Here is a 25,434-nt window from a genome sequence, read left to right as displayed (position 1 = left end):
CCCTCAGTCTCGCGCCACTCTCAGCTCCCCCGCCTGCCGTCCGTCACCACCGCCGCCACCGGTCACCGCGAGCGCCCCGTCCCGGTCGGTCCGCAGCACCACCGCCCCCAGGTGCTCCAGCTCGGCCACCGTCCCCGGTGCCGGGTGCCCGTACGGGTTGTCCACCCCGCAGGAGATGAGCGCGACCCTCGGCGCCACCAGCCGTATCAACTGCGGATCCTGGTACGCCGACCCGTGGTGGGCCACCTTCAGCACGTCCACCCGGCCCAGCTCGGCGGCCACCGGCGATCTCAGCAGTTCCTGCTGGGCCGCCGGTTCGAGATCACCGAGCAGCAGCATCCGCAGCCCGGCCGAGCGGACCAGCAGGGCGACACTGGCATCGTTCGGGCCGTCCGGCTCCGGTGCCGGATCCGGGGGCGGCCACAGCACCTGCCAGTCCAGCGGCCCGGTCCTGCGCCGCTCCCCGGCGACCGCCCGTGTGACCGGAACATGGTGCGCGGCCGCCTCCCGGACGACGAACTCCACCTGGTCCGCGGGTTCCGCGAACCCGGTCGTCTCGATCTGCGCGACCTCACGCCCCCGCAGCACCCCCGGCAGCCCCGCCACGTGATCGGCGTGGAAGTGGGTGAGGACGACCAGCGGGACCCGGGTGATGCCCAGTTCCCGCAGACAGTGGTCGACCAGTTTCGGATCGGGCCCGGCATCGACGACGACGCCGGTGCCCGCTCCGGCCGCGAGCACGGTCGCGTCGCCCTGTCCGACGTCGCACATCGCCAGCCGCCAGCCGGGCGGCGGCCAGCCCGTGACCACCCGGGCCAGCGGCGCCGGCCGGACCACCAGCAGCACCAGCAGCACCCCCAGCGCCCCGCACCACCACGGATGCCGCAGCAAGCGCCGCCCCAGCAACACGACGGCCACCGTGACCCCGGCCAGCAGGAACGCCCCCGCCCAGCTCCCGGGCCAGTCCACTGCCGCTCCCGGCAACGCCGCCCCCGCGCGGGCGATCCCCGCGATCCAGCCGGCGGGCCAGCCCGCGCACCAGGCCAGCACCCTGGCCACCGGCATCGCCACCGGCGCGGCCGCGAGCGCCGCGAACCCCAGCACCGTGGCCGGCGCGACAGCGATCTCGGCCAGCAGGTTGCAGGGCACCGCCACCAGGCTCACCCGCGCCGACAGCACCGCGACCACCGGCCCGCACACCGCCTGCGCGGCGGCTGCCGCGGCCAAGCCCTCGGCCAGCCGTTCCGGCACCCCGCGCCGCCGCAACGCCTCGCCCCATCCCGGCGCCAGCACCAGAAGCGATCCGGTGGCCAACACGGACAGCAGGAAGCCGTAGCCACGGGCCAGCCACGGGTCGTACAGCACCAGCAGCAGGACCGCCGTCGCCAGGGCCGGCATCAGGGACCTGCGACGGCCGGTCGCCAGGGCCAGCAGGGCGACGGCTCCGCAGGCCGCCGCCCGCAGCACACTGGGATCGGGTCGGCACACGACGACGAAGCCGAGGGTGAGCGCCGAGGAGAACAGAGCGGTCGCCCGCAGCGACAGCCCGAGTCGCGGGGCGAGCCCACGCCGCTCTACCTGCTGGGCCAGCCCCGGCGGTCCGATGAGCAGGGCGAGCAGGATGGTGAGGTTGCTGCCCGACACGGCCAGGGTGTGTGCGAGATCGGTCTCCTCGAAAGCGTCGTCCAGTTCGGGGGTGATCCGGGAGGTGTCTCCGACGACCAGTCCCGGCAGCAGCGCCCGCGCGTCCTCGGGCAGCCCGTCGGTCGCCTCCCGCAGCCCGGCCCGCAGCCGTCCGGCCAGCCGCTGCGGTCCGCTCGGCTGACCCACCACCACCGGGGCAGGACGCTCCCGCACCCGTAGCATCGCCGCGACCCGGTCCCCGCCGGCCGTGGGCGCCGCCAGTCGCGCGGTCAGCCGCAACCGCGTGGAGGGCAGCAGCCCGAGCCACCGCGCCCGTCCGCCACCGCCCGGCGCCGGCACGCCCGGATCGACGACCACCAGCACCGGCGAACGCGTCGTCTCCCCCGTCCCGTCGCCCCGCTCCGCACGGCGGCCGACGTGGCGTGATCTCCCCGCACCCGCGGCCTGCTGACCCAGGGATCACCGGTGAGTTCCACCTCCGCGGTCACGGTCGCGTACCCGCGGGCCAGTTGCGGCACCGGCCCCCGGCGCACGTCCGCCCCGTGCAGCCCCGCGGAGGCGGCCGCCCCGGCGATGCAGAGCAGCAGGGCGCCGAGGGAGGCCCGCCGGCAAGTCGGCCGCGACGGCGCGGGGTTGGCGCGGCGGGTGGTGGAGGGGGTGGCCGAAGGGTTGCCGGAGGAGGGGGTTGAGGGGATGGCCGAAGGGTTGCCGGAGGAGGGGGTTGAGGGGATGGCCGAAGGGTTGCCGGAGGAGGGGGTTGAGGGGTTCCCCACCGGGTTTCCGGGTCGTGCCCCCCGGCTGCGCCACACCAGGGTCAGCCCGGCCGCCACGCAGCCGACGACGATCCCGGTCGTCCACGCCGACGACACGTCCAGCGTCAGCGCCGCCGTCGCCCATACGGCCAAGGCGGGCGGCACCAGCCGCAGGTCGGCGGTTCCCTCCTGCCGTGGGTGCGCGATCCCCGGTCGCCGGTTCGAGCCGTCGTGCCCGGCCCGGCGACCGGTCACGGATACCGGCGGGGTGGAGTCAGTCGTCCGGCTCATGGCCGTACCAGGTCCCGCAGGTCCGAGAAGCGACGGTCACCGATGCCCTTGACCTGGCGGAGTTCGTCGACCGACCGGAATCCGACGTGCTGGGTGCGGTACTCGACGATGTGCTGGGCCAGCACCGGGCCGACTCCCGGCAGGGCGTCGAGCTGCTCCACGGTCGCCGTGTTCAGGGAGATCGGCGCCGAGGGACCGGCTCCTGCCACAGCGCCTCCTGCCACCTGCCCGGCCTGGGCCGCCTGCCCTGCCCCGGCCGGTGGGGCCGGGCCCCCGACGACGATCTGTTCGCCGTCCATGAGGAAACGCGCGCGATTGAGCCCGTCGGTGTCCGCACCGGGCCGCACCCCGCCTGCTGCCCGCAGCGCATCGGTCACCCGGGACCCGGCCGGCAGCCGGTGGACCCCCGGCTCCCGGACCTTCCCGGTGACGTCCACGACGATCTCGCCACCACCGGATCCGCCGGCCCTCCCAGCCCCACCGGTCCCGCCAGACCCACCGGCCACCGAGGCCAAACCGGCACCGGCAGCCGGGACGTTCTCCCGGTTGTTCCTCTCGGCCTTCCCGGCCTGCTCGTCCTTCTCGTACGGCGCCTGGGCGCGCACCACCTCAGGAGCGCTCACGGACTCGGTCCGGCCGGTCCAGAAGTGCTGCACCGCCAGGGCCCCGGCGACGACGAGGACCACACCGAGGGCCACGGCCCCCCGGCGTTCCATGGCGACGCGTGTCTGAAGCCACACCGGCACCCGTTCCCGGACGGCTGCCCCCAGCCGGGTTCGCAACCCGGGAAGAGCCGGCCGGCGCCGGGCCCTGGTCTCGCCGGCGAGGGTGCGGGCGGACGACATCACTGCCGCCGCCGTCGACAGCGCCGCCGCCGCTGTGCGCATCCCGGTGGTGGCCGAGCGCAGTGCGGTCGTCGCCGCGGTCAGTCCGGCCGCGGAACCGGTACCGGCCACCGTCCCCGCCGCCGGAGGTGCTTGCCCCGGTTTCGGCCCGGTGACTCCTCCTTCGCCGAAGAGGAGTTCCGCCCGGCGGCGCAGTTCGTCCGCCGGGGCCGGACGGTGGCGGGCACCGGCCCGGACCGGGGACCGGCGATGCCGGGTGCGGCCGTCGGAGGTGGGGCCCCGACCCGGGCCACTGGTCGCGTGTGTCTCGTGTGAGCGTGATCGAAGTGCCATGCGCCGAGGATCGGGCTTTCCGCCGATCCGCGATGATCTTGCTCGGTTTCCGTGGACCGAGCGCCGGTTGTGGACAACTTCGCCACCCGGACGAGTGATCGTGACGGGGCCGCTGCCCCACGTCCACAGGTCAGCGCGCGGACACGACCGCCCCAAGCAGCCCGGGTCCGGTGTGCGCCCCGATGACCGCGCCGACCTCGCTCACGTGCAGGTCGGCCAGCCCGGGCACCCGTGCCCGCAGCCGGTCGGCCAGCGCGGCGGCGCGGTCGGGGGCCGCGAGATGGTGGACGGCGATGTCCACCTCGGCGCCGCCGGCCCGCTCGGCCGCGAGTTCCTCAAGGCGGGCGATGGCACGGGACGCCGTCCGTACCTTCTCCAGGAGTTCGATCCGGCCGCCGTCCAGCTGGAGCAGGGGTTTCACGGCGAGCGCGGAGCCCAGCAGGGCCTGGGCGGCGCCGATACGGCCGCCGCGACGCAGATAGTCGAGGGTGTCGACGTAGAAGTACGCCGAGGTGCCCGCCGCCCGCTTCTCCGCCGCCGTGACGGCCTCGTCCACGGTGCCGCCCGTCTCGGCGGCCTCGGCCGCCGAGACCGCGCAGAAACCGAGCGCCATCGCGACCACCCCGGTGTCCACCACCCGTACCGGAACGGGTGCTTCGCGGGCCGCGACGACCGCCGCGTCGAAGGTGCCCGACAGTTCGGCGGACAGGTGCAGCGAGACGATGGCGGTGGCTCCGGACTCCGCGACCTTCCGGTAGGTCTCGGCGAACACCTCGGGGCTGGGCCGGGACGTGGTGACGGAGCGCCGTTTCTGCAGCGCCTGGGCCAGGGACCGGGTCGAGATCTCGGTGCCCTCTTCGAGCGCCCGGTCCCCGAGGACCACGGTCAGGGGAACCGCGGTGATGCCGTGGCGCTCCATCGTCCGCGGCGGCAGGTAGGCCGTTGAATCGGTGACGATCGCGACATGGCGGGACATGAGCTGGAGGTTACCTGGCGTAGCCCGGGTGCGGCAGCCCGCCCCCGGTCACCCGCAACGGGACCGGCCGCGTCAAGTGGTGCTCTCCGGCCGGGGCTTCTTCTGCCACGGGTACACCCGCGGCGGGCCAGGCGGAGTGATCGCGGACGGTGCCTGCCCCTCGGCCGCGCCGGACCGGGATGCCTCCGGCCAGGTCTGACGGTCCTGCTGCCCCGGGGCCGCCTCGGGCCACGGCGAGGTCTCGGGGCCGGAGGCGGGCCTGGTCCAGTGCCGAAGGGCGTCCGCCTCGACACCGATCTGCGTGCTCAGGGTGTCCAGGTCGTCGTCGGCGAACCGGCGAGCCCGGTCGCGGGCCGCCCAGCGCAACGCGTCCGCAGACTCGGTGACACGCTTGGCACGCCGGCGCAGTTCGGGCAGTCTCGTGGCGAGTGTGGCCCGGTCCGGCTCGGTCTCCAGGCGCCTGAGTTCGCCGTCCAGTTCGTACCCGTGTGCGCTGAGCCGCTGGAAGAGGCCGAGGGACTCCTTCAGTGACTCGTCCTCGGTGACGCCCGCGTGCAACGCGTCCTGGGTGGCCCGCATCGAGGTGCGCAGGGTGAGCCGGAGCTGGGCGATCTCGGCCGCCGGGCCGATCTGGATCATGGATTTGGCGCGCAGTGTGTGGTCCTCGACGGTGCGCCGGGCCTGCGTGATCGTGCGGTCCACACCGCGTCTGGCGGCGCCGACCGCCTTGAAGGTGATGTACGCCCCGCCGGCGACGAAGAGCAGGAACAGCACGGCGAATACGGCGATCACTGCTTCCACGATGCTCCTCCTCGCTCCCGGCCGCCCGACCGCCCCAAGCCCGGCTGGGACGGCCGCGCTCCTCAACGGTAAACGCAAAGGGCAGGCCCGGAGTTCCAGAAGGACCCCGAACCTGCCCTTAGGGAACCACCCGGAGGCGGCCCGGTACGTCAGCCCGTGACGATGTTGACCAGCTTCGGCGCGCGCACGATCACCTTGCGGATCCCGGCACCGCCCAGTGCCTTCACGACCGTCTCGTCGGCCAGCGCCACCTTCTCCAGTTCCTCTTCCGAGATGGCCGGCGACACCTCCAGGCGGGCCTTGACCTTGCCCTTGATCTGCACGACGCAGGTCACGGTCTCGTCGACGACGTAGTTCGGGTCGGCGACCGGGAAGTCCTGGTGCACGACCGAGTCGGTGTGGCCCAGCTTGTGCCACAGCTCCTCGGCGATGTGCGGGGCCAGGGAAGCGATCAGCAGGACCAGCGGCTCGGCGACCGTACGCGGCACCGCGCCGCCCGCCTTGGTCAGGTGGTTGTTCAGTTCGGTGACCTTGGCGATGGCGGTGTTGAAACGCAGCCCTTCCAGGTCCTGGCGGACGCCGTCGATCGCCTTGTGCAGGGCGCGCAGCGTCTCCTCGTCGGGCTCGACGTCGGTGACGGTGACCTCACCGGTGGCCTCGTCGACGATGTTGCGCCACAGCCGCTGCAGCAGCCGGAACTGGCCGACCACCGCACGCGTGTCCCACGGCCGGGAGACGTCCAGCGGACCCATCGCCATCTCGTACAGGCGCAGGGTGTCGGCGCCGTACTCGGCGCAGATCTCGTCCGGGGTCACCGCGTTCTTCAGGGACTTGCCCATCTTGCCCAGCAGCCGGCTGACCTTCTCGCCCTGGTGGTAGTAGGCGCCGTCCTGCTCCTCGACCTCGGCGGCGGGCACGGGGAAGCCACGGCTGTCACGGTAGACGTAGGCCTGGATCATGCCCTGGTTGAACAGCTTGTGGAACGGCTCGGCCGACGAGACGTGCCCCAGGTCGTACAGGACCTTCGACCAGAAACGGGCGTACAGCAGGTGCAGGACGGCGTGCTCGGCACCGCCGACGTACAGGTCGACACCGCCGTGCGGCATGCCTTCGCGCGGGCCCATCCAGTACTGCTCGATCTGCGGGTCGACCAGCTGTTCGCTGTTGTGCGGATCCAGGTAGCGCAGCTCGTACCAGCAGGAACCGGCCCAGTTGGGCATGGTGTTGGTCTCGCGGCGGTACTTCTTCGGTCCGTCGCCCAGGTCCAGGGTGACGTTGACCCACTCCGCGTTGCGTGACAGCGGCGTCTCGGGCTGGGTGTCGGCGTCCTCGGGGTCGAAGGTGCGCGGCGAGTAGTCCTCGACCTCCGGCAGTTCCAGCGGCAGCATCGACTCGGGCAGCGCGTGGGCGACGCCGTCCTCGTCGTAGACGATCGGGAACGGCTCTCCCCAGTACCGCTGGCGGCTGAACAGCCAATCGCGCAACCGGAAGTTGACGGTGCCTTCACCGATGCCCTTGTGGGCCAGCCACTCGGTGATGCGGGCCTTGGCCTCGGGGACCGGCAGACCGTCCAGCTGGATCTCGTCGTTCGACGAGTTGATGATCTTCGCGTCGTAGGAGGCGAAGGCGTCCTCCCACGTCGAGGTGTCGGTGCCACGGCCGTCCGTCGGTTCGACGATGCAGACGATCGGCAGCTCGAAGGCGCGGGCGAACTCGAAGTCGCGCTGGTCGCCGGCCGGGACCGCCATGATCGCGCCGGTGCCGTAGCCCATCAGGACGTAGTCGGCGATGAAGACGGGGACCCGCTCGCCGTTGACCGGGTTGGTGGCGTACTCGCCGGTGAAGACGCCGGTCTTGTCCTTGGCCTCCGCCTGGCGCTCGACGTCGGACTTCGACGCGGCCTGCGCGCGGTACGCGGCGACGGCCTCGGCCGGTGTGGCGTGCCCGCCGGTCCACGCCTCGTGGGTGCCTTCGGGCCAGGCGGCCGGAGTGAACCTGTCGACCAGCGGGTGCTCGGGGGCCAGCACCATGTAAGTGGCGCCGAACAGGGTGTCCGGGCGCGTGGTGAAGACGGTGATCTTCTCGCCGTCGATCGGGAAGTCGACTCGGGCGCCTTCGCTGCGGCCGATCCAGTTGCGCTGCTGCAGCTTGATCGCCTCGGGCCAGTCCAGCTCGTCCAGATCGTCCAGCAGCCGGTCGGCGTAGGCGGTGATGCGCATGTTCCACTGGCGCAGCTTGGCCTTGAAGACGGGGAAGTTGCCGCGCTCGGAGCGACCGTCGGCGGTGACCTCCTCGTTGGCCAGCACGGTGCCCAGGCCGGGGCACCAGTTGACCGGCGCGTCGGAGGCGTAGGCCAGGCGGAACTCGCCCAGGACGTCATCGCGCTCGACGGCGGTCAGCTCGTGCCACGCGCGCGTGTGGCCCGGTACGGCACGCTCACCGGACTCGAACTGGGCGATCAGTTCGGAGATCGGGCGCGCCTTTGCGGCTTCGTCGTCGTACCAGGAGTTGAAGATCTGCAGGAAGATCCACTGGGTCCACTTGTAGTAGTCCGGATCGATCGTGGCGAAGGACCGGCGCTTGTCGTGGCCCAGGCCCAGCCGGCGCAGCTGGGCCTTCATGTTCTCGATGTTGGCCTCGGTGGACACCCGCGGGTGGGTGCCGGTCTGCACCGCGTACTGCTCGGCGGGCAGGCCGAAGGCGTCGAAGCCCAGCGTGTGCAGGACGTTGTGGCCGTTCATCCGCTGGAAGCGGGCGAAGACGTCCGTGGCGATGTAGCCGAGGGGGTGGCCGACGTGCAGGCCCGCGCCGGACGGATACGGGAACATGTCCATGATGAACTTCTTGGGCCTGGCTACCAGCTCGGGGTCGCCGGCCAGGTCGCCCTTGGGGTTGGGGGCCGCGTAGGTGCCGTCGGCGTCCCAGAAGTCCTGCCAGCGTGCCTCGATCTCGGCCGCCAGAGCGGCCGTGTAGCGGTGCGGCGCGACCTCCGCGGACGTGGCGGTGGCAGCGGGGTTCGTCTCGCTCATGATCCTCAAAGCTCCATCGGTCGTCTCTGCCTGCGGCTGCGAACTTTCTAGAAACGAAAAATCCCCTCGCACAGGAGGGGACGCCGCGCCGATGCCGGCCAGCCGCTTCGTGCGGCGGTCGGGACTGATCAGCGCGGCCCGCTAAGCAGAAGGCGTACGGCACGCATGGCGTCAGGGTACCGCAGCCCTTGAGCAAGCCGCGACGCGCTTGCGTATCAGTGGTTGACACGTACGTCTAAGGCGACCACCGGGACGATAGTTGAACCAGGTTCAAAAGTTACTTCGCGTACCGTCCACCAAGGGACACCCCAAGGACGGCATCGCTCTTCGGTAACAACGCAATAACTCAAACCTCGTACTGATCGGTATGGCGCCACTTAGGCTGCGGCACCGGGACCGCTTTCCCGAACTGCTCGGAGTTGCCCCCATGAACCCTCGTCGTAGTAACAGCTCGCTCCCCAAGCCAGGCCGCTCGGCCTACGGGGTGGCGTCCGCTGTCGTCCTGCTGCTGATACCCATCGTCGTCCTACTGGGAGGCGACTGGCTGCAGCAGTTCCTGAACTTCGGTGCGGGCGTCCTGGCGCTCGTCTGCCTCACCTGCTCGTGCATCTGGGGCCTGGTGGCCCAGGACCGCATCCTGCTCAACATCCGCCAGCGGATCGTGGCCCAGGCCATTCACCGGGTCACAGCGGTGGGCTCGATCGCGTTCCTCCTCGTGCACATCGGGGTGAAGATCGCGCTGGACCACGCCGACTGGATCGCGGCCCTGATCCCCTTCGGCTGGCTGATCACCGGAGGCGGCGGCGCGAACCCGGGCAGCGCCACTCTCGTCGGCATGGGCTCCCTGGCCGCCTACCTGATGATTTTCGTGGGCATCACCGGCGCGCTGCGCAACCAGTTCGCCGCCCCCGCCGTGGTGGCCGCCCGCTGGCGCGCGATGCACATGCTGGCCTACCCGGCCCTGTGCTTCGCCCTGCTCCACGGCCTCTTCGCGGGGCGTCCGGCGAAGACGTTCTTCATGGTGTCCTACGAGCTGTGCCTGGCCGGAATCATGGCGGCCCTCGTCCTGCGCGCCGCCCCCCGCCCGTTCAAGCGCCGCTTCGCCGACCGGCTCGTCACACTCCTCGGGGACTCGGATCGGTCCCGCATGAACGATCTCGACGCGAGCCGAGCCCGGATGAGCGAGTCTTCCGGGCTGCCCGGTTACGAGAACACGCGCGAGCGCGAACCCAGGGCCGGGCGCGCCGACACCATGTCCACGCAGTCGAACCCGCTGTTCCCCTCCGCCGCCCCCATTCCCGAGCCGGCCTCCGGCTTCGCGGCCGCCTACCGGGCCACGAACGCGCCCGGGCAGCAGCAGTCGCCGTTCGCGGCCGGCCAGACCGCACGCATGGAGCGGCTGGACATCCAGTCCACCCAGCCGGTCCCCCGCATGGACGGCCCCTCGAGCACCTCGGGCAGCTGGCCAATCCCGTCCCCGCCGCCGGTCGGCGAGGCGCCGCCGTCGGCGTACGACCCGCTTCAGGACACCGGATACAACATCCCGGTCTATGGCAATTCAGGCACCGGCGGACCCGCTGGACGTGATGTGTACGACACGGGTGAGACGAACGCCCGCTATGGGACGTACAACTCGAATGACACATACAACAGCGGTCCCGCCAACGAACCAGCGCCCGGCTCGTCCTTCGACGCACCGGGTTCGGGCGAACCTTGGAATACGCCTTCCGGAGGCTATAGGTGAACGAGGCCCTGCCCGACGTCCCAGAAGTCCGCGTGGTCGGTCTTCCACAGCTCACGTCGGGTTTCGACCTTGTCGAAAGACTCGATCTGCCCATGCACCTCAAGGTGCACGGGCCGCTTGAGCCGTTGGGCGGGGAGCAGCTCGCGCAGCTCTCCGAACGCATCAACCTGAAGGGCCGCGGCGGCGCGGGCTTCCCCTTCCACAAGAAGCTGCGTTCGGTCGCCGAAGCGGCGATCAAGCGCGGTGTGCGGCCGGTCGTCGTCGTCAACGGCAGCGAGGACGAGCCGGCCTGCCGCAAGGACACGGTGCTGATCAACCGTGCTCCGCACCTCATCCTGGACGGCGCGCTGCTGTGTGCCGAGGCCCTGGGTGCACGCACGCTCGTCATCGGCGTCACCCGGGAGTCCACCCAGCGCTCCATGGAGCAGGCACTCGCCGAGCGCGGCCTGAGCAACGGCCGCCGTTCGGCCCTGAAGGCGTTCGTCCAGCGCAATCCGGTCCGCATGGTCACCGGCGCGGCCGCATCACTGATCCGCTCGATCGACGGCGGCCCGGCGATCCCTCCCGGCCGTAAGACCAGTGCCTCGCAGAACGGCGTCGGCGGCGCGCCGACGCTGCTGTCGAACGCGGAGACGTTCGCGCAGCTGGCGATCGCCGCCCGCATCGGCCCGGAGCGGTACGGCAACACCGGCCTGTACGACGAGCCGGGCACCGTCATGCTGACGGTTTCCGGTGCCGTCGCCCGCCCCATGGTGATCGAGGTGCCCACGGGCGTGCCGCTGCGCTACGTGCTGCAGCTGGCCGGTGCCCCACCGGTGCCGCAGGGTGTGCTCACCGGTGGTTACCACGGCAAGTGGATCGACGCGGCCACAGTCAACGAGGCGATCGTCTCCCGTAACTCGCTCGACGCGGTGGGGGGCGCGCTGGGCGCCGGCGCGATTCTGCCGATCACCCAGGAGACGTGCCCGCTGGGCGAGTCGCTGCGGGTCGCCCAGTGGCTGGCGGAGGAGAGCGCGGGCCAGTGCGGTCCCTGCTACCTGGGCCTGCCGGCAGCCGCGCGGGGCATGGAGGACATCCTCAACGGCGGCGGACCGGCTGCCCTGGAGGCACTGAAGCAGGTCGCGAAGAACGTGAAGCGGCGTGGGGCGTGCTCGCACCCGGACGGTTCCGCGATGTTCCTCGAGTCGACGATCAAGGCGTTCACCGACGACCTGGCCGCGCACGTGCTCGGCAACGGCTGCGGGCGGCCCGTGGAGGGCGTTCTGCCGCTCTTCGAGGACGGCAAGATGCCCACCGGCATCCCCGGCGGCGGAGAGCCCGACGACAACGGTGGCGGCAGCCGTCAGAAGATCTACGTCGACTGGACGCTGTGCCGGGGCCACGGTCTGTGCGCGGACATCCTCCCGGAGGTCTTCGAACTCGGCGCGGACGGTTTCCCGACGGTCGCCCAGGCGAAGGTGCCGCGGTTCGCGGAGGCCAAGGCGATCCGTGCGGTGCGCCGCTGCCCGGCGCTCGCGCTGCGCCTCGAGGAGGACACGCGCTCCCAGGCGCCGGCGAAGAACCTGCCGGTGCTGTCGCAGGGCCGCGGCCGCCGGGCGCTGGGGCGCTGACCGCGGACTCACCGGCGCGCGAAGCGAAGAGGGGCCCACCCCAGTCGGGTGGGCCCCTACCCCTTTGTCGGGAAGGGTTTCCCGACCACCATGACAACGCCGAAGGCGGACCGTCCGTCCGGACGGTCCGCCTTCGATTTCTGTGGAGCTAAGGAGAATTGAACTCCTGACCTCCTGCATGCCATGCAGGCGCTCTACCAACTGAGCTATAGCCCCTTGTTTCGGTCCGCCCGGTTTCCCTGGCGGCGACGCCAACATTACACGGTCGAGGGGGTGCATCACCAAATCGTTTCCGTTCTGTACGGATACGGGCGATAGTGTCGTGCTTCGTGACCGTGATCGCGTTCTCCGAGGCCCGGCGCCGGGTGTCGGTGCCGCTGGCGGCGTGCCTGTTGTCGTTCACGGTGTTCTGGGCGGCGCAGCGGGCCGCGCACGTCTCGATGATCGACCTGATGGTCTACCGGGCGGAGGGGGTGACCGTCCGCGCGGGCGGCGACCTCTACGCGCTGCGTGCGACGGCGGCTCATCTCCCCTCCACCTATCCGCCCTTCGCGGCGTTGCTGTTCACACCGCTGACGCTGCTGGACGTGCCGAGCATGCGCGCGCTGGCGACGGCCGGGAATCTCGTCCTCCTGCTGGCCTTCGTCGGGCTGTCACTGCGGCTCGTCGGGCACGCGCGCGTGGGGTGCGTCCTGTGGGTCGCGGCGGGGGCGGTGTGGTGCGAGCCGGTGTGGACGACCGTGCGCTACGGGCAGATCAACCTGCTGCTGGCGGTGCTGGTCCTGTGGGATCTGTCACGCCGTCCCGCCGAACGGCCGGACCGCTGGGCGGGGGTGGGTGTCGGGCTCGCGGCCGCGGTCAAGCTGACGCCGGCCCTGTTCGCGGTGTTCCTGCTCGCCACGGGGCTGGTTGCGCGTTGCGCAGGCCGGGACGGGGGGCCCTGGCTGCGGCCCGCGCGGAGGGCGGCCGGCGCCTTCGCGGGGGCGACCCTGGTGGCGGCGGCCGTCCTGCCGTACGACTCGTGGCGGTTCTGGACCGGGATGGTTTTCCGGACGGGGCGGGTGGGGCGGGCCGAGGAGACCGCGAACCAGGCCCTGCGCGGCGTTCTGGCGCGCTTGCTGCACAGCACCGAGCCGGGAGCCCTCTGGGCGGCCGCGGCGGCTCTGACGGCCGTTCTGGGGCTTGCGGTGGCGGTCGGGGCGGAGTTGCGCGGCGGGCGGCCCTGGGCGGTGGCCGTGTGCGCGGTGACCGCGCTGCTGATCAGTCCCGTGTCGTGGTCGCACCACTGGGTGTGGTGCGTGCCCGTGGTGCTGCTGTTGTGGACGCGCGGGCACCGGGCGGTGGCCGCGGGGACGACGCTGGTCTTCTGCTCGTACGCCCTGTGGTGGGTGCCGCACGGGCACGGGCGGCCCGAACTGCACCAGGGCGCCTTCGACTTGGCGCTGTCGGCGCTCTACCCGGTCACCGGGGCGCTGTTCCTCGCACTCGCGTGGCATCGGCGCCGCGGCCGGGTCCGGCTCAGGCCGTGACGAAGGAGTAGAACCTCTTGAGCGTGCAGTGCTCCTCGAGGAGACGGCCGTAGATCGGCTCGCCCTCCAGCTCACGGTAGGTCTCGATCGGGTCGCCTTTTATGATCAGCGCCCGCGCGCATTCCTCGCACCAGTACTGGTAGTCGGGGTTGATCGGCTCCATGTCGCGGACGATCGGGGTCCCGCTCCCGCACCAGTCGCACTTCCGCCTGTGTGCACCCATCGATCAGCTCCAGCTGTGGCCGCAGGCCGTGCACACGTAGGAGATCCCGCCGTTGTCGCCGAGTACTTGGGCCACATGGGTGGAACCGCAGGAAGGGCAGAGCAGCCGGGTGATCGTGTCCCGTATCAACGCCGCACCGAGGAGGTGGCCGCCCTCCTCAAGGATGCTCGCAGGCATCGCTACTCCTCCCGTCGGGCCGCGCCCCCTTCCGGCCGTTTGATTCTGCCACGGCCGGACCAATACGGTCAGCGACGCCTCAGTACCAGTCCGGACACGGCGCCCGCGACCGCCGTCGCGGCGAGCGTCCATGCGCAGGCTGACAGCGCCTCCGCAGAGGTATACGCCCGCGGGGCCCCAAGTGACTCAAGCCGGTTCAAGAACAGTGTGCCGAACGCGGCGACCCCGATGAGCTGACCGAGCTGGGTGACGGTCGCCAGAAGGCCGCTGGCGTCCGCAGCGTCCTCGGGGCGCACGGTTGCGAGCGCACCCGTGAGCGTGGGGCTGAAGGCGAGCGCGAGCCCCGCTCCCACTCCGGCGTACGCCAGAAAGAGCCACGCGCCCCCGTCGCCGCCCCCGCGGAAAGCCATTCCGACGCCGGCCGTGCCCAGTGCGGTGAGCGCGAATCCCGCCGGGGTCAGCGCCCGCTGCCAGGAGACGGGCCACCTGCGCCAGGTGAGGGCGACCGCGCCGAAGACGACGGCGGTCGGCGCGAAGGTGAGACCGGCGCGCTGCGCGCTGTAGCCGAGGCCGTTCTGGACGTGCAGGGTGAGCGTGAACAGGAATCCCGCGTTGACGGCCATCACGGCGAGGATGCGCAGTACGGCAAGACGCATGCCGGGGTGGCGCAGCACCCGGGGTGCGATCAGCGGGGCGCCGCCACGCCGGGCCAGTCTCGACTCGTAGCCGCAGAACAGCGTGAACAGGACGACTGCGGCGGCCAGGGACAGCCAGGACCACAGTGGCCAGCCCTCCTCCTGTCCGAGCACCAACGGCACCGTCAGCAGCGAGACGGCCGACCCGAGCAGGACCAGGCCGGGCAGGTCGAGGCCGCCGGTCCGCCGCGCCGTCGATCCGGCACCGGACGGCAGGACACGCCTGCCGAGGACGAGGAGTACGGCGCCGACGGGCACGTTGACCAGGAACACCGGCCGCCAGCCCGTGCCGAACAGATCGGCCCCCACCAGGACACCGCCGACGATCTGGCCGGCGGCGGCACCGACCGCGAGGACCGCCGAGTAGGCACCGAGCGCCCGGATGCGGGCCTCGCCGGTGAAGGCGCGCTGGATGATGCTGAGGACCTGCGGGATCATGACCGCCGAACCGGCGCCCTGCACCAGCCGGAACGCGATCAGTTCGACGGCGCCCTGGGACAGGCCGCAGGCCAGCGACGCCACCGTGAACAGGGCGAGGCCGACGAGGTGGACCCGGCCGTGGCCGAGCCGGTCGCCGAGCCGGGCTCCGGTGATCAGCAGCACCGCGTACGTGATCGCGTAGCCGGCCACGACCAGTTGCAAGTCGGAGCCCGAGGCGTGGAGTTCGGAACCCATGGTGGGGGCCGCGACGTTCACGATGAAGACGTCCAGCACGGCCATGAACTGAGCCGTCAGGACGACCGCGAGGAGCAGCCGGGGCCGGTTGTCGGTGCCGGGTGATTCACTTTTCTCGGGGGCCGAAGCGGGTGCGGGACCTGGCCCGGTCCGGGATGTCGTCGTCATGCGTACGAGCGTGGCGAGGGACCGGTACGGGTGCCGAGAGCTTGCCGATGCTGGTACTGGCAGCACCTGGCACGGGACGGGGGCCGCGTCCACGATGGAGGACATGACGACGGGGGACGCGACGATGGGGACGGCAGGACACCGCCGCAGGCCGGAGCTGGCCGCGTTCCTGCGCACCAGGCGGGCGCGGGTGACACCGGCGGACGTCGGTATGCCGCCGGGGCTGCGGCGGCGCACTCCGGGGCTGCGCCGGGAGGAGGTCGCCCAGCTCTCCGGTGTGGGGGTGACCTGGTACACGTGGCTGGAGCAGGGGCGGCCGATCAACGCCTCGCCGCAGGTGCTGGACGCGGTGGCGCGCACACTGCGGCTGGACGCGCCGGAGCGGGAGCATCTGTACCGGCTGGCGGAGGTGGCCTACGCTCCGGCACCGGAGGGGCTGTCCCGGTCGGTCGGCGCAGAGGTGCAGGGCATCGTCGACGCTTTGGATCCGCTGATGGCGGTGGTGTACACCTCGCGCTACGACGTGCTGGCCACGAACGCGGCGTACCGGGACATGTTCCTGGTGCCGCAGACGGTGCGGATCGGTGTGCCGAACGTGTTGTGGACGTTGTTCACACTGCCGGAGGACGTCTGCCCGGTGGTGCACCGGGAGCGTGAACTGCCGAGGATGGTGGCGACGCTGCGTTCCAGTTATGGCAGGCATGTGGGCGAGCCCGCCTGGGAGGACTTCATACGGGCGCTGTCCCGGGCCAGTGCGGACTTCGCCCGGATGTGGGCGAGCGGCGTGGTGGCCCGGCCGGGACCACGGGTGAAGACGTTCCGTCACGAGGCGGTGGGTGAGGTGCGGATGACGTCGCAGTCGCTGTCGATCGACGGGATGCCGGAGTCCCGGATCGTCGTCTACACGCCCGAGGACGAACAGACGCGGGAGAAGGTCGCGTTGTTGCGGGAACGCAGGCAGCGGCTGTGGGCGGTGACGGACGAGGCGGCCACCGAGATCGTCCGGAAGTGGAACAAAGAAAATCCCACCCTCTGAAGAGGGTGGGATTCTCATCACCGATCTGTGGAGCTAAGGAGAATTGAACTCCTGACCTCCTGCATGCCATGCAGGCGCTCTACCAACTGAGCTATAGCCCCTCGCGTTCTTCCCGTCTTTCCGCTTGGCGGGGCGAACAAGAAGAACTTTAGCCTGCGACCTGCCGGAAAGTGAAATCCGGGGTCCGGGACGGGCCGGGCGGCCGGAGGATCCTCGGCCGGCGGCTCCGGGGCTGTCAGTCGTCGTCGCCGAGGACGGGCTCGGGAAGGGTGCCCGCGTTGTGCTCCAGCAGCCGCCAGCCGCGGGCGCCTTCGCCCAGCACGGACCAGCAGCAGTTGGTGAGGCCGCCGAGGCTCTCCCAGTGCGGGGAGTCCAGGCCGAGGAGACGGCCGATGGTGGTGCGGATGGTGCCGCCGTGGCTGACGACCACGAGCGTGCCGTCCTCGGGCAGCTTCTCGGCGTGCCTGAGCACGACGGGGGCGGCCCGGTCGGCGACCTCGGTCTCCAGTTCGCCGCCGCCGCGGCGGACCGGCTCGCCGCGCTTCCACGCGGCGTACTCGTCACCGTGGCGGGCGATGATCTCCTCGTGGGTGAGGCCCTGCCACACGCCCGCGTAGGTCTCGCGCAGCGCCTCGTCGCGGACCACGTCGAGGCCGGTGAGGTCGGCGAGCTGGGCGGCCGTGTCGAAGGCGCGCTTCAGGTCGGAGGAGACGATCGCGTCGGGGCCCAGGGAGGCGAGCAGGCGGGCCGCGCGCCGGGCCTGGCCGATGCCGGTCTCGGTGAGCTCGACGTCGGTGGAGCCCTGGAAGCGCCGTTCGACGTTCCAGGCGGTCTGGCCGTGCCGCCACAGGATGATGCGGCGGCCGCGGCCCTTGCGGTCGGTGACCTCGCCGGTGGCGCTCATCACCACTCCCCGGCCGACTCGCCGGCGTCGTCGGCGGCCTGCAGCCTGGCGTGCTCGGCGGCCTTGCCGCGGGTCGCCTTGGCGTCGGCGGGCAGCTCGATCTCGGGGCAGTCCTTCCACAGCCGTTCCAGGGCGTAGAAGACACGCTCCTCGCTGTGCTGGACGTGGACGACGATGTCGACGTAGTCGAGCAGGATCCAGCGGGCCTCACGGTCGCCCTCGCGGCGCACCGGCTTGGCGCCGAGTTCCTTCTGGAGGCGCTCCTCGATCTCGTCGACGATCGACTTGACCTGGCGGTCGTTGGGTGCGGAGGCCAGCAGGAAGGCGTCCGTGATCGACAGGACGTCGCTGACGTCGTAGGCGATGACGTCGTGGGCGAGCTTGTCGGCGGCCGCCTGGGCGGCGGTGGTGATGAGCTCGAGGGAACGGTCGGTGGCGGTCACTGCGTGGCTTTCCGTCGGCGGTCGTTTGACCACAAGGGTCTCACGGACCGCCGGGCGCACCCCACGTGATTACCGTGTCACGTGGGGTGCGGCGGGTGGCTGCCTCAGGAGGAGGACGGTTTGTAGTCCTGGCCGAGGACGACCGAGACGTCTGCGCCCGACCCGACGGCGCCCTTGGCCACGTCCTTCGCGTCGAGACCGAGGGTCTTGGCGACCTCGGTGGCGTTCTCCTTGTCGGCGGCGCCGGAGTACAGCACCTGGGAGGTCGCCCGGGTGCCGGAGGCCGTACCGCCTTCCAGGAAGGTGTAGCCGCCGTTGACGAGGACCACGCGGGCCTTCTCGGTGTTGTCCTTGACGCCGGTCGCGTTCTGGACGGAGACGCGGACGGCGGAGCCCGCGCTGGGGCTCTTGGCGGTGCCGCCGAGGATGTCCTTGACGACGCTGGAGCTGGTCTGGGCACTGAGAGTGCCGTCGTTCTGGACGGGGAGCAGGGCGGTCTTGTAGTCGCCGCCCTTGGCGAGGTCGGCGAGCTTGGCGAGGAAGGTGCCGAGGTCCTTGTCGGTCAGCGAGGGGTCCAGGATCTGCGCAAGGGTCTGCACGGTGACCGTGGCGGCCGCCGGGTCGGAGGACAGCTTGCGCAGGACGCCCTGCATGACCTGCCCGAACCGTTCCAGCTGGGCGTTCTGGGCTTCGCCGGAGGCGCGGTAGGTGGCGTAGGCGACGGCGGCCTTGCCGCCGAGGGTCTGGTCCTTGCCCTTGCGGACGAGGGGTTCCTCGCCCTTCTTCTTGGCGTCCGGGTCGGGGACGTCGGTGTTGGTGTCGATGTCGATGTTGCCGACGAGTTCGACGAGGTTCTGCAGGTAGGGCGTGTCCAGGCGCCAGGTGCCCTCGATGTTCGTGCCGAGGACGGTGTCGAGCTGGTCGCGGGTGCCGGAGGAGCCGTCGTCGTCGACGGACTTGGCGAGGGTCGTGGTGGTGCCGTCGTCGGCGGTCAGCGCGAGGGAGTTGGGCAGCAGGACGGTGCTGCCCTGCTTGGTGGTGGTGTTGTCGACGAGCAGCGCGGTCGAGGTGCCGCCGCCACCGGTGTTGTGCAGGTGGACGACGACCACGTCACGTTTCTGTGCGGCCGCGGAGGTCGCCGTACCGCCCTTGGCGGCGGAGGAGGACAGGCCGGGGAGTTTTCCGGCGTACCAGAGGTAGCCGACGCCGCCGACGGCGACCAGGGCGAGGACGACGACCAGGGCGATCGTCCGGCTGCGGGCGCGCCGCTTGGCCTCCTCACGGCGCTCGGTGCGGTTCTCCGTGAAGTTCAGCCAGTCGATGACGTCCTCGGAGTCGCCGTCGGGCTCCTCGACGAACGCGAACTGCTCGGTGCGGTAGTCCGGCGCGCCCTGCCGGGGCTCGGCGGGTTCCTCGGCCGGTCCGGCCTGCTGCGGGATGTGCGCGGTCTGCTCGGCGACGCGGGGCCGCCGGCCGCCGGTGGCCGTCTGCCCGTAGGGGTCGTGGCCGGTCGGGCCGGCGGCGTCGTACGGGGCGTACCCGGGCGTCGGCGGCTGCTGCGCGGTGTCGTGGACGGGAGCCTGCTGCCCGGTGTCGTACGGCGGCGTGTGCTGCCCCGTGTCGTACGGGGAGGCGGGGTGCCGGCCGGCGTCGGGGTACGGGTCGTAGCCGTAGCCCTGCCCGGCGTACGGGTCGTAGGTCTGCTGTTGCTGTTGTTGCGCCGGGATCGGGCGGTACACCGGCTGCCCGTACTCGTCGTAGCCGACGAGTTCGTACTGGTCGCTTCCGTAGCCCGCGTCGTATCGGTCGTTCACCGGTGCCCCTCTCGGCTCACTCGCCGCGGTACAGCTCGCGCTTGTCGATGTAGCGCACGACTCCGTCCGGCACCATGTACCAGATGGGGTCGCCCTTGGCGACTCTCGCACGGCAGTCTGTGGAGGAGATGGCGAGCGCGGGAACCTCCACCAGCGACACACCTCCCTCGGGAAGGCCGTGGTCGGTCAGGGGGTGGCCCGGCCGGGTGCAGCCGATGAAGTGCGCGAGGGAGAAGAGTTCCTCCGAGTCCCGCCAGGTGAGGATCTGGCCGAGGGCGTCGGCGCCGGTGATGAAGAAGAGGTCTGTGTCGGGGTTGAGGGCGCGCAGGTCGCGCAGGGTGTCGACGGTGTAAGTGGGGCCGCCGCGGTCGATGTCGATACGACTGACGGAGAACTGGGGGTTCTCGGCGGTGGCGATGACCGTCATCAGGTAGCGGTCCTCGGCGGGCGAGACCGCGCGGTGGGTCTTCTGCCACGGCTGCCCGGTGGGCACGAACACCACCTCGTCCAGGTGGAACTGGGCGGCGACCTCGCTGGCCGCCACGAGGTGCCCGTGGTGGATCGGGTCGAACGTTCCGCCCATGACGCCGAGGCGGCGCTTGCCGGTGTCCGCCAGGCCCGCCGGTGTGTACCGGAGGGGGGTCACCGTGTCGTCGGCGTGCTCGGTCACGTCGTTCGCCGGACCGGTAGGCATGTCCTGCTCTCCCATGCGTGCAGACCCTACCGGCCCGGCCCGTGGGCCCCGTCCCGAGGACGGGTGCGGGGTGCGGTGGGCCCGCTCAGCGGTCGCGGTTGAAGCGGGTGGTGATCCACAGCAGGAGCAGCAGGATGATGAAGGCGCTGCCACCGGTGACGAGCGGGTTGAGGCTCTCGTGGTTGCCGCCTCCCTCGCCCTCGGCGGCAACGGTGACCAACTGGGCAGCGGCGCTGTGGAGATTCATCATCTGCGGCAGGACCTATCGCGTGTGGGCGGGATAAAGACGTCGGTCCATCGTATGCGGGCGGTGTCGCGGCGATCACGCCGACTCCTCCGTTGGGCCGACCTGTGCGTCCCCGCGCGCGGGGAACGATTCCGGCGGCTCAGTCGTCCTTCTGTTTGTACCCGCGCAACAGGAACCAGGCGGTCAGCGCGCAGCCGACGAACATGACGACGAGGACGACCCGGAGCAGATCGCCCGAGCCCTGATGCTGGGCGGCGCTCGCGGCCTGGGTGAGCCAGGCGGCCGGGGGGTGGTGCTCCATGGGGACTCCTTCGGCTGTACTGCCCGTCCACGGTATCGCCGCCTAGGCTGGTCCCTGCTTCGGGGGCACACAGGACACACTCACGCGCATGGGGGATGACATGTCCGACGACGGCCACGAGCGGAACGGGCAGGGGCACGAGCAGGTGCCGAGCAGGCAGCGCAGACGGTTCGCCGGGATCTCCTCGCGCGCGTACGAGCATCCGGCCGACCGTTCGGCGCTGGTGGCGCTGCGCAAGCTGAGCGGTTTCGACACGGTCTTCAAGGCGCTCAGCGGGCTGCTTCCGGAGCGGAGCCTGCGGCTGCTGTTCCTGTCCGACTCGGTGCGGGTCTCCGACCAGCAGTTCGCCCACCTGAACGACTCGCTGCGGGACGCGTGTCACATCCTGGACCTGGAGAAGGTCCCGCCGATGTACGTCACGCAGGATCCGCAGCCGAACGCGATGTGCATCGGCCTGGACGAACCGATCATCGTGGTGACCACGGGGCTCGTCGAACTCCTCGACGAGGAGGAGATGCGGGCGGTCGTCGGCCACGAGGTGGGGCACGCGCTGTCCGGGCACTCCGTGTACCGGACGGTCCTGCTGTTCCTGACCAGCCTCGCGGTGAAGGTCGCCTGGATCCCGCTGGGCAATCTCGCGGTCCTGGCGATCGTGACGGCACTGCGGGAGTGGTTCCGCAAGTCGGAGTTGTCCGCGGACCGCGCGGGCCTGCTGGTGGGCCAGGATCTGCGGGCTTCTATGCGGGGCCTGATGAAGATCGCGGGCGGCAACCACCTGCACGAGATGAACGTGGACGCGTTCCTGCAGCAGGCCGAGGAGTACGAGGCGGGCGGTGACCTGCGCGACTCGGTGCTGAAGATCCTCAATGTGCTGCCGCGCTCGCACCCCTTCACCACGGTCCGCGCGGCCGAGCTGAAGAAGTGGTCCGAGTCCCGGGACTACCAGCGGATCATGGACGGTCACTATCCGCGGCGCGCCAAGGACAAGGACACCTCGGTGGGCGACTCGTTCAAGGAGTCCGCGGCGAGCTACGCGAGCGACGTGAAGGCGTCCAAGGACCCGCTGATGAAGCTGGTCTCGGACATCGCGGGCGGGGCGGGCGGCCTCGGCGGCCGGGTCAGGCGGGGCTTCGACGGTTTCACGAGCGCGCCCCCGCCGAAGGGCGCACCGCCACAGGACGAGGAGTAACGGGTCGCGGGTCCGGCTCGGTCGGGCTCGGGGTCCTAGACCTTCGGTTCCGCCGCGGCGGACAGCGTCCCGCACAGGGCTGTCGCGCTGTCCGTGGCGTACGGGTTCGTGCCCGCCGGGCCGCCCGCCCTGGCCGTTTCGCCGGCCAGGAGGGGATGCAGGTGGTCGGTGGCGTCCTCGGCGCAGGACAGGGGGCCCGCCTGGACGTAGGAGACGACCAGCTGCGTCTGGTGCAGGCGCAGATCGTCGCGGTCGAAGCGGAAGGTCAGCTGGCGGCGGACGGTGAACAGGGAGACCGGGGAGCCCGCCGGGGCGCCGGTGGGGCGCAGCGCGTAGACGAAGGTGTGGTCCGCGGTGACCTCGAGGGTGGCCGAGTCGGTCTCGGTGGCCGACAGGTCGCCCTGGACTCGGATCCTCGGGTCGGCGAGTTCGGCGCGGGTGGGGTCGAAGCGGATCAGCCATCCGGTGGGGGCGTGCCGCCCGTCCGCGGCGGGGTGGTCGAAGCTCTGGTCGAACTGGTCGAGCTGGCCGGGGTCGAGCAGTGCCCGTGCGGGCCGTACCTGGCTGCTGTCGAGGACCTCGGGGTAGAGCGAGGAGCGGACGAGGTAGTCCTTGACCGTGGTCAGGGCGGTGACGACCTGGCTGTCGGAGAAGTGCGGGGTGCTGCGGGCGGCCGGCAGGGGTATCCCTTCGGCGCCGATCTCGTACTGTGCGGCGGGGCTGTGTGCGAACAGGGTCTCGGCGTCGGCGGCGCCGGGCACCTTGCCCTGCGGGGAGAGCGGGATGAAGGTCATCCGCAGCGGTTCGGCGGGCTGCTGGGCCACCTGGGTGCCGTAGGGGTGGCGGACGCCCATGTAGATCGCGGTGCCGAAGGCGACGAGGATCAGCACGAAGAGGATCACGGCCTGGCGGGTGAGGCCCCGGCGCAGCGGGGGGCGGCGGCGTACGGCGGGCGCGTGGTCGGCCATGCGTTCGCGTGCGGAGGACTCCTGGAGTCGGGCAGCACGGACGAACGACTCGTCGAAGACGACGGATCGGTACTCGTCCTCTCCACCCACGGGGCCGCCCTCGGGTGTCCCCTCCGGTGGGTCTCCTGGCCCGCCCATACTTTCAGAGTAGGTCCCGGGAGCCTCAGGTAAACGCGCCGCCGCACGACAAGTTCTGACAGGTTCTCACCAGGAAGGACAAACCCCGTCAGGGGGTGCGCGGGATCGCGGAGACCGCCTGCTGTGCGGGCGGGGAGTAGTCGGCGGACACCGAGGGTGCCGCCGCGGTGCCCTGTTCCAGGCCGGTCGAGGAGGGCCTGGGCAGCTGGTCGCGGTTGCCGCCCGAGGAGGCGCTGCGGTAGACCGCGGCGAAGGCGAGCGCGACCATGCCTATGCCCATGACGAGGGCGAGCAGCCAGGCGACGGGACGGTGCCAGCGGACGTGTTTGCCGTGTTTGCCGTACGTCCCGGTGGCCCCGTACCGGTCCTCGAGCACGTCGGTGTCGTCAGGGTCGTCGAGATCGCCGCCGACGCCGAAGTCGGGTCCGTAGCCGTCGTCGTAGCGCTCGCCTCTGCCGTGGGCGCGGCGGGCCTCGGCCTCGGAGGCCTCGGCTCTGGCCTGGGCGGCGGCAAGGAGGCGTTCCACCGCGGTCGGCTCGTGGATCACGGCCGCCTTCACGAAGGCCTCGTCGAAGACCACGGTGTCGAATTCCTCGTCCGACATTCCGTGGTCATGGTCGTCGTCGGGATCCCAGCCGTCAGAGAACGGCGTGCCCCCCACGTCCTCCGGCACGGATCCAGAGTAGACCTGGGGGGTCAATTTGGGCAGACGGTATGGAAATTCATAGGCCCTGTGAGACGCCTCTCACCCCGGCGTCCCACGCCCCTCCGGAGCGCCGCACGCCCTGCCGCGCGCCGGTGCGCCGTACGACGCCCGGTTGGGCCGTACGGGTGCCGGCGGCGGCTGCGGTACCGCGGTCAGCGGCGGATGTGGCCGTCGCCGGTGACGATGTACTTGGTGCTGGTCAGCTCGGGCAGCCCCATGGGGCCGCGGGCGTGCAGCTTCTGGGTGGAGATGCCGATCTCGGCGCCGAAACCGAACTGGCCGCCGTCGGTGAACCGGGTGGAGGCGTTCACGGCGACGGTGGTGGAGTCGACCAGCTGGGTGAAGCGGCGGGCGGCCTGCTGCGAGGTGGTGACGATGGCCTCGGTGTGCCCGGAGGTCCACAGCCGGATGTGCTCGACGGCCCTGTCGAGGGAGTCGACGACGGCGGCGGCGATGTCGTACGACAGGTACTCGGTCTCCCAGTCCTCCGGTACGGCCTCGACGACGGTCGCCTTGGAGTCCTTGGCGTAGGCCAGGACGCGTTCGTCGGCGTGGACGGTGACACCGGCCTCGGCGAGGGCGTCCAGGGCGCGTGGCAGGAACTCGGGGGCGATGTCCTGGTGGACGAGGAGGGTCTCGGCGGCGTTGCAGACGCTGACCCGCTGCGCCTTGGAGTTGATCAGGATGTCGATGGCCATGTCGATGTCGGCGTGGGCGTCGACGTAGACGTGGCAGTTGCCGGTGCCGGTCTCGATGACGGGGACCTTGGACTCCATGACGACGGTCTGGATGAGGGAGGCCCCGCCGCGCGGGATGAGGACGTCGACGAGGCCGCGGGCCCGCATCAGCTCGTGGACGGACTCGCGGCTCTCGCCGGGCACCAGCTGGACGGCGTCGGCGGGCAGCCCGGCGCCGCCGACGGCGTCCCGCAGGACCCTCACCAGTGCCGTGTTGGACTCGAAGGCGGAGGCGGAGCCGCGCAGCAGGACGGCGTTGCCGGACTTCAGGCAGAGGGCGGCGGCGTCGACCGTGACGTTCGGGCGGGCCTCGTAGATGATGCCGACGACACCGAGGGGGACGCGGACCTGGCGCAGGTCGATGCCGTTGGGGAGAGTGGAGCCGCGGACGACCTCGCCGACCGGGTCGGGCAGCTTCGCCACGTCGCGGACGTCGGAGGCGATGGCACGGACCCGCTCGGGGGTGAGCGTGAGGCGGTCGACGACGGCTTCGCTGGTGCCGTTCTCGCGGGCCTTGGCGACGTCCTTGGCGTTGGCCTCGACGATCTCGCTCGTACGGACCTCCAGGGCGTCCGCGATGGCGAGCAGCGCGTCGTCCTTCACCGCGCGCGGCAGCGGCGCGAGGTCGGCGGCCGCGGCCTTGGCGCGGTAGGCGGCCTGGGTGACCGGGGACATGGCGTCGTACGGCGAGAGCGTGGTCATGAGGGAAGGGTAGTGCGCCCCGGCCGGCCGTTCACGCGTCATCCCACCTCGCGAGACGTGGTC

21 protein-coding genes, 2 tRNA genes and 1 pseudogene are annotated in these 25,434 nt (G+C 71.3%); 5 read left to right on the top strand and 19 right to left on the bottom strand.

Going from position 1 to position 25,434, the window contains the following annotated elements; genetic code table 11:
• Positions 1 to 3: 3 nt before the first annotated feature.
• From AB0958_RS05135 to leuS, 5 genes and pseudogenes are all read right to left on the bottom strand, one after another.
• A pseudogene (locus AB0958_RS05135) lies at positions 4 to 2,687 on the bottom strand (ComEC/Rec2 family competence protein).
• Positions 2,684 to 3,865: a ComEA family DNA-binding protein gene (locus AB0958_RS05130; protein ID WP_366888917.1), complete on the bottom strand. Its 1,182-nt coding sequence runs from the start codon at positions 3,863 to 3,865 to the stop codon at positions 2,684 to 2,686. The pseudogene AB0958_RS05135 and the gene AB0958_RS05130 overlap by 4 nt, the downstream one beginning before the upstream one ends.
• A gap of 130 nt (positions 3,866 to 3,995) precedes the next feature.
• On the bottom strand, positions 3,996 to 4,841 hold the full coding sequence (locus AB0958_RS05125; RefSeq protein ID WP_366888916.1) for a DegV family protein: 846 nt from the start codon (positions 4,839 to 4,841) through the stop codon (positions 3,996 to 3,998).
• Positions 4,842 to 4,913: 72 nt separating this feature from the next.
• Entirely contained in the window at positions 4,914 to 5,642 is a 729-nt protein-coding gene (locus tag AB0958_RS05120; protein WP_366888915.1) for a hypothetical protein, read from the bottom strand.
• A gap of 149 nt (positions 5,643 to 5,791) precedes the next feature.
• The gene (leuS, locus tag AB0958_RS05115; RefSeq protein WP_366888914.1) at positions 5,792 to 8,671 is read right to left on the bottom strand and encodes a leucine--tRNA ligase; all 2,880 of its coding nucleotides are present in this window, start codon (positions 8,669 to 8,671) and stop codon (positions 5,792 to 5,794) included.
• A gap of 427 nt (positions 8,672 to 9,098) precedes the next feature.
• Between leuS and AB0958_RS05110 the strand changes: the two genes are divergently transcribed.
• Entirely contained in the window at positions 9,099 to 10,415 is a 1,317-nt protein-coding gene (locus AB0958_RS05110; protein WP_366888913.1) for a cytochrome b/b6 domain-containing protein, read from the top strand.
• Entirely contained in the window at positions 10,412 to 12,025 is a 1,614-nt protein-coding gene (locus AB0958_RS05105) for an NADH-quinone oxidoreductase subunit NuoF family protein (RefSeq protein ID WP_132886795.1), read from the top strand. Before AB0958_RS05110 ends, AB0958_RS05105 begins: the two co-directional genes overlap by 4 nt.
• A gap of 143 nt (positions 12,026 to 12,168) precedes the next feature.
• On the opposite strand, the gene AB0958_RS05100 is transcribed toward AB0958_RS05105, so the two are convergent.
• A tRNA-Ala gene (locus AB0958_RS05100) sits at positions 12,169 to 12,241 on the bottom strand.
• Between the two features lie 113 nt (positions 12,242 to 12,354).
• Here AB0958_RS05100 and AB0958_RS05095 point away from each other — a divergent pair.
• Positions 12,355 to 13,554, top strand: a complete 1,200-nt coding sequence (locus AB0958_RS05095) for a glycosyltransferase 87 family protein (RefSeq protein ID WP_366888912.1) — start codon at positions 12,355 to 12,357, stop codon at positions 13,552 to 13,554.
• Here the strand turns inward: AB0958_RS05095 and AB0958_RS05090 are convergent.
• From AB0958_RS05090 to AB0958_RS05080, 3 genes are all read right to left on the bottom strand, one after another.
• Positions 13,544 to 13,777 carry a hypothetical protein gene (locus AB0958_RS05090; protein WP_006136074.1) on the bottom strand — a complete coding sequence of 78 codons (234 nt, stop codon included), beginning with the start codon at positions 13,775 to 13,777 and terminating at the stop codon, positions 13,544 to 13,546. The two genes, AB0958_RS05095 and AB0958_RS05090, sit on opposite strands and share 11 nt — an antisense overlap.
• Positions 13,778 to 13,780: 3 nt before the next feature.
• Entirely contained in the window at positions 13,781 to 13,954 is a 174-nt protein-coding gene (locus AB0958_RS05085; protein ID WP_366888911.1) for a hypothetical protein, read from the bottom strand.
• A gap of 68 nt (positions 13,955 to 14,022) precedes the next feature.
• Positions 14,023 to 15,492: an MFS transporter gene (locus AB0958_RS05080; protein WP_366888910.1), complete on the bottom strand. Its 1,470-nt coding sequence runs from the start codon at positions 15,490 to 15,492 to the stop codon at positions 14,023 to 14,025.
• A 103-nt stretch (positions 15,493 to 15,595) separates the two neighbouring features.
• On the opposite strand from AB0958_RS05080, the gene AB0958_RS05075 reads away from it, so the two are divergent.
• A complete protein-coding gene (locus AB0958_RS05075; RefSeq protein WP_366888909.1) occupies positions 15,596 to 16,528 on the top strand; it encodes a helix-turn-helix transcriptional regulator in 933 nt (310 codons plus the stop codon).
• A 28-nt stretch (positions 16,529 to 16,556) separates the two neighbouring features.
• On the opposite strand, the gene AB0958_RS05070 is transcribed toward AB0958_RS05075, so the two are convergent.
• From AB0958_RS05070 to AB0958_RS05040, 7 genes are all read right to left on the bottom strand, one after another.
• Positions 16,557 to 16,629 (bottom strand) — tRNA-Ala (locus AB0958_RS05070).
• A gap of 134 nt (positions 16,630 to 16,763) precedes the next feature.
• A complete protein-coding gene (locus AB0958_RS05065) occupies positions 16,764 to 17,432 on the bottom strand; it encodes a histidine phosphatase family protein (RefSeq protein WP_366888908.1) in 669 nt (222 codons plus the stop codon).
• Positions 17,432 to 17,875, bottom strand: a complete 444-nt coding sequence (gene rsfS / locus AB0958_RS05060) for a ribosome silencing factor (RefSeq protein WP_366888907.1) — start codon at positions 17,873 to 17,875, stop codon at positions 17,432 to 17,434. The genes AB0958_RS05065 and rsfS overlap by 1 nt, the downstream gene beginning before the upstream one ends.
• Positions 17,876 to 17,979: 104 nt before the next feature.
• A complete protein-coding gene (locus tag AB0958_RS05055; protein WP_366888906.1) occupies positions 17,980 to 19,689 on the bottom strand; it encodes a LytR C-terminal domain-containing protein in 1,710 nt (569 codons plus the stop codon).
• 16 nt (positions 19,690 to 19,705) lie between these two features.
• Positions 19,706 to 20,398: a nicotinate-nucleotide adenylyltransferase gene (gene nadD / locus AB0958_RS05050; RefSeq protein ID WP_366888905.1), complete on the bottom strand. Its 693-nt coding sequence runs from the start codon at positions 20,396 to 20,398 to the stop codon at positions 19,706 to 19,708.
• Between the two features lie 70 nt (positions 20,399 to 20,468).
• Positions 20,469 to 20,633: a hypothetical protein gene (locus tag AB0958_RS05045; protein ID WP_165939217.1), complete on the bottom strand. Its 165-nt coding sequence runs from the start codon at positions 20,631 to 20,633 to the stop codon at positions 20,469 to 20,471.
• A 136-nt stretch (positions 20,634 to 20,769) separates the two neighbouring features.
• Positions 20,770 to 20,931, bottom strand: coding sequence for a hypothetical protein (locus tag AB0958_RS05040; protein WP_046733215.1), 162 nt, complete (start codon positions 20,929 to 20,931; stop codon positions 20,770 to 20,772).
• Positions 20,932 to 21,031: 100 nt separating this feature from the next.
• On the opposite strand from AB0958_RS05040, the gene AB0958_RS05035 reads away from it, so the two are divergent.
• A complete protein-coding gene (locus AB0958_RS05035) occupies positions 21,032 to 22,120 on the top strand; it encodes a M48 family metallopeptidase (protein WP_366889016.1) in 1,089 nt (362 codons plus the stop codon).
• 35 nt (positions 22,121 to 22,155) lie between these two features.
• Here the strand turns inward: AB0958_RS05035 and AB0958_RS05030 are convergent, their stop codons facing one another.
• The 3 genes from AB0958_RS05030 to AB0958_RS05020 form a co-directional block, all read right to left on the bottom strand.
• A complete protein-coding gene (locus AB0958_RS05030; protein ID WP_366888904.1) occupies positions 22,156 to 23,226 on the bottom strand; it encodes a hypothetical protein in 1,071 nt (356 codons plus the stop codon).
• A gap of 88 nt (positions 23,227 to 23,314) precedes the next feature.
• A complete protein-coding gene (locus AB0958_RS05025) occupies positions 23,315 to 23,926 on the bottom strand; it encodes a hypothetical protein (RefSeq protein ID WP_366888903.1) in 612 nt (203 codons plus the stop codon).
• 158 nt (positions 23,927 to 24,084) lie between these two features.
• Entirely contained in the window at positions 24,085 to 25,371 is a 1,287-nt protein-coding gene (locus AB0958_RS05020) for a glutamate-5-semialdehyde dehydrogenase (protein WP_366888902.1), read from the bottom strand.
• Positions 25,372 to 25,434 lie beyond the last annotated feature (63 nt).

This window comes from Streptomyces sp. NPDC006655 (assembly GCF_040703965.1).
In the GTDB taxonomy this organism is placed as follows: domain Bacteria; phylum Actinomycetota; class Actinomycetes; order Streptomycetales; family Streptomycetaceae; genus Streptomyces.
This window is presented reverse-complemented; position numbering and strand designations above follow the sequence as displayed.

Excerpts from the sequence above, each read along its gene's own strand:
- AB0958_RS05130 (WP_366888917.1), bottom strand. The coding sequence starts at position 3,865 with ATGGCACTTCGATCACGCTCACACGAGACACACGCGACCAGTGGCCCG.
- AB0958_RS05125 (WP_366888916.1), bottom strand. The coding sequence starts at position 4,841 with ATGTCCCGCCATGTCGCGATCGTCACCGATTCAACGGCCTACCTGCCG.
- leuS (WP_366888914.1), bottom strand. The coding sequence starts at position 8,671 with ATGAGCGAGACGAACCCCGCTGCCACCGCCACGTCCGCGGAGGTCGCG.
- AB0958_RS05110 (WP_366888913.1), top strand. The coding sequence starts at position 9,099 with ATGAACCCTCGTCGTAGTAACAGCTCGCTCCCCAAGCCAGGCCGCTCG.
- AB0958_RS05090 (WP_006136074.1), bottom strand. The coding sequence starts at position 13,777 with ATGGGTGCACACAGGCGGAAGTGCGACTGGTGCGGGAGCGGGACCCCG.
- AB0958_RS05085 (WP_366888911.1), bottom strand. The coding sequence starts at position 13,954 with ATGCCTGCGAGCATCCTTGAGGAGGGCGGCCACCTCCTCGGTGCGGCG.
- AB0958_RS05080 (WP_366888910.1), bottom strand. The coding sequence starts at position 15,492 with ATGACGACGACATCCCGGACCGGGCCAGGTCCCGCACCCGCTTCGGCC.
- AB0958_RS05075 (WP_366888909.1), top strand. The coding sequence starts at position 15,596 with ATGACGACGGGGGACGCGACGATGGGGACGGCAGGACACCGCCGCAGG.
- AB0958_RS05065 (WP_366888908.1), bottom strand. The coding sequence starts at position 17,432 with ATGAGCGCCACCGGCGAGGTCACCGACCGCAAGGGCCGCGGCCGCCGC.
- nadD (WP_366888905.1), bottom strand. The coding sequence starts at position 20,398 with ATGGGAGAGCAGGACATGCCTACCGGTCCGGCGAACGACGTGACCGAG.
- AB0958_RS05045 (WP_165939217.1), bottom strand. The coding sequence starts at position 20,633 with ATGATGAATCTCCACAGCGCCGCTGCCCAGTTGGTCACCGTTGCCGCC.
- AB0958_RS05040 (WP_046733215.1), bottom strand. The coding sequence starts at position 20,931 with ATGGAGCACCACCCCCCGGCCGCCTGGCTCACCCAGGCCGCGAGCGCC.
- AB0958_RS05035 (WP_366889016.1), top strand. The coding sequence starts at position 21,032 with ATGTCCGACGACGGCCACGAGCGGAACGGGCAGGGGCACGAGCAGGTG.
- AB0958_RS05030 (WP_366888904.1), bottom strand. The coding sequence starts at position 23,226 with ATGGGCGGGCCAGGAGACCCACCGGAGGGGACACCCGAGGGCGGCCCC.
- AB0958_RS05020 (WP_366888902.1), bottom strand. The coding sequence starts at position 25,371 with ATGACCACGCTCTCGCCGTACGACGCCATGTCCCCGGTCACCCAGGCC.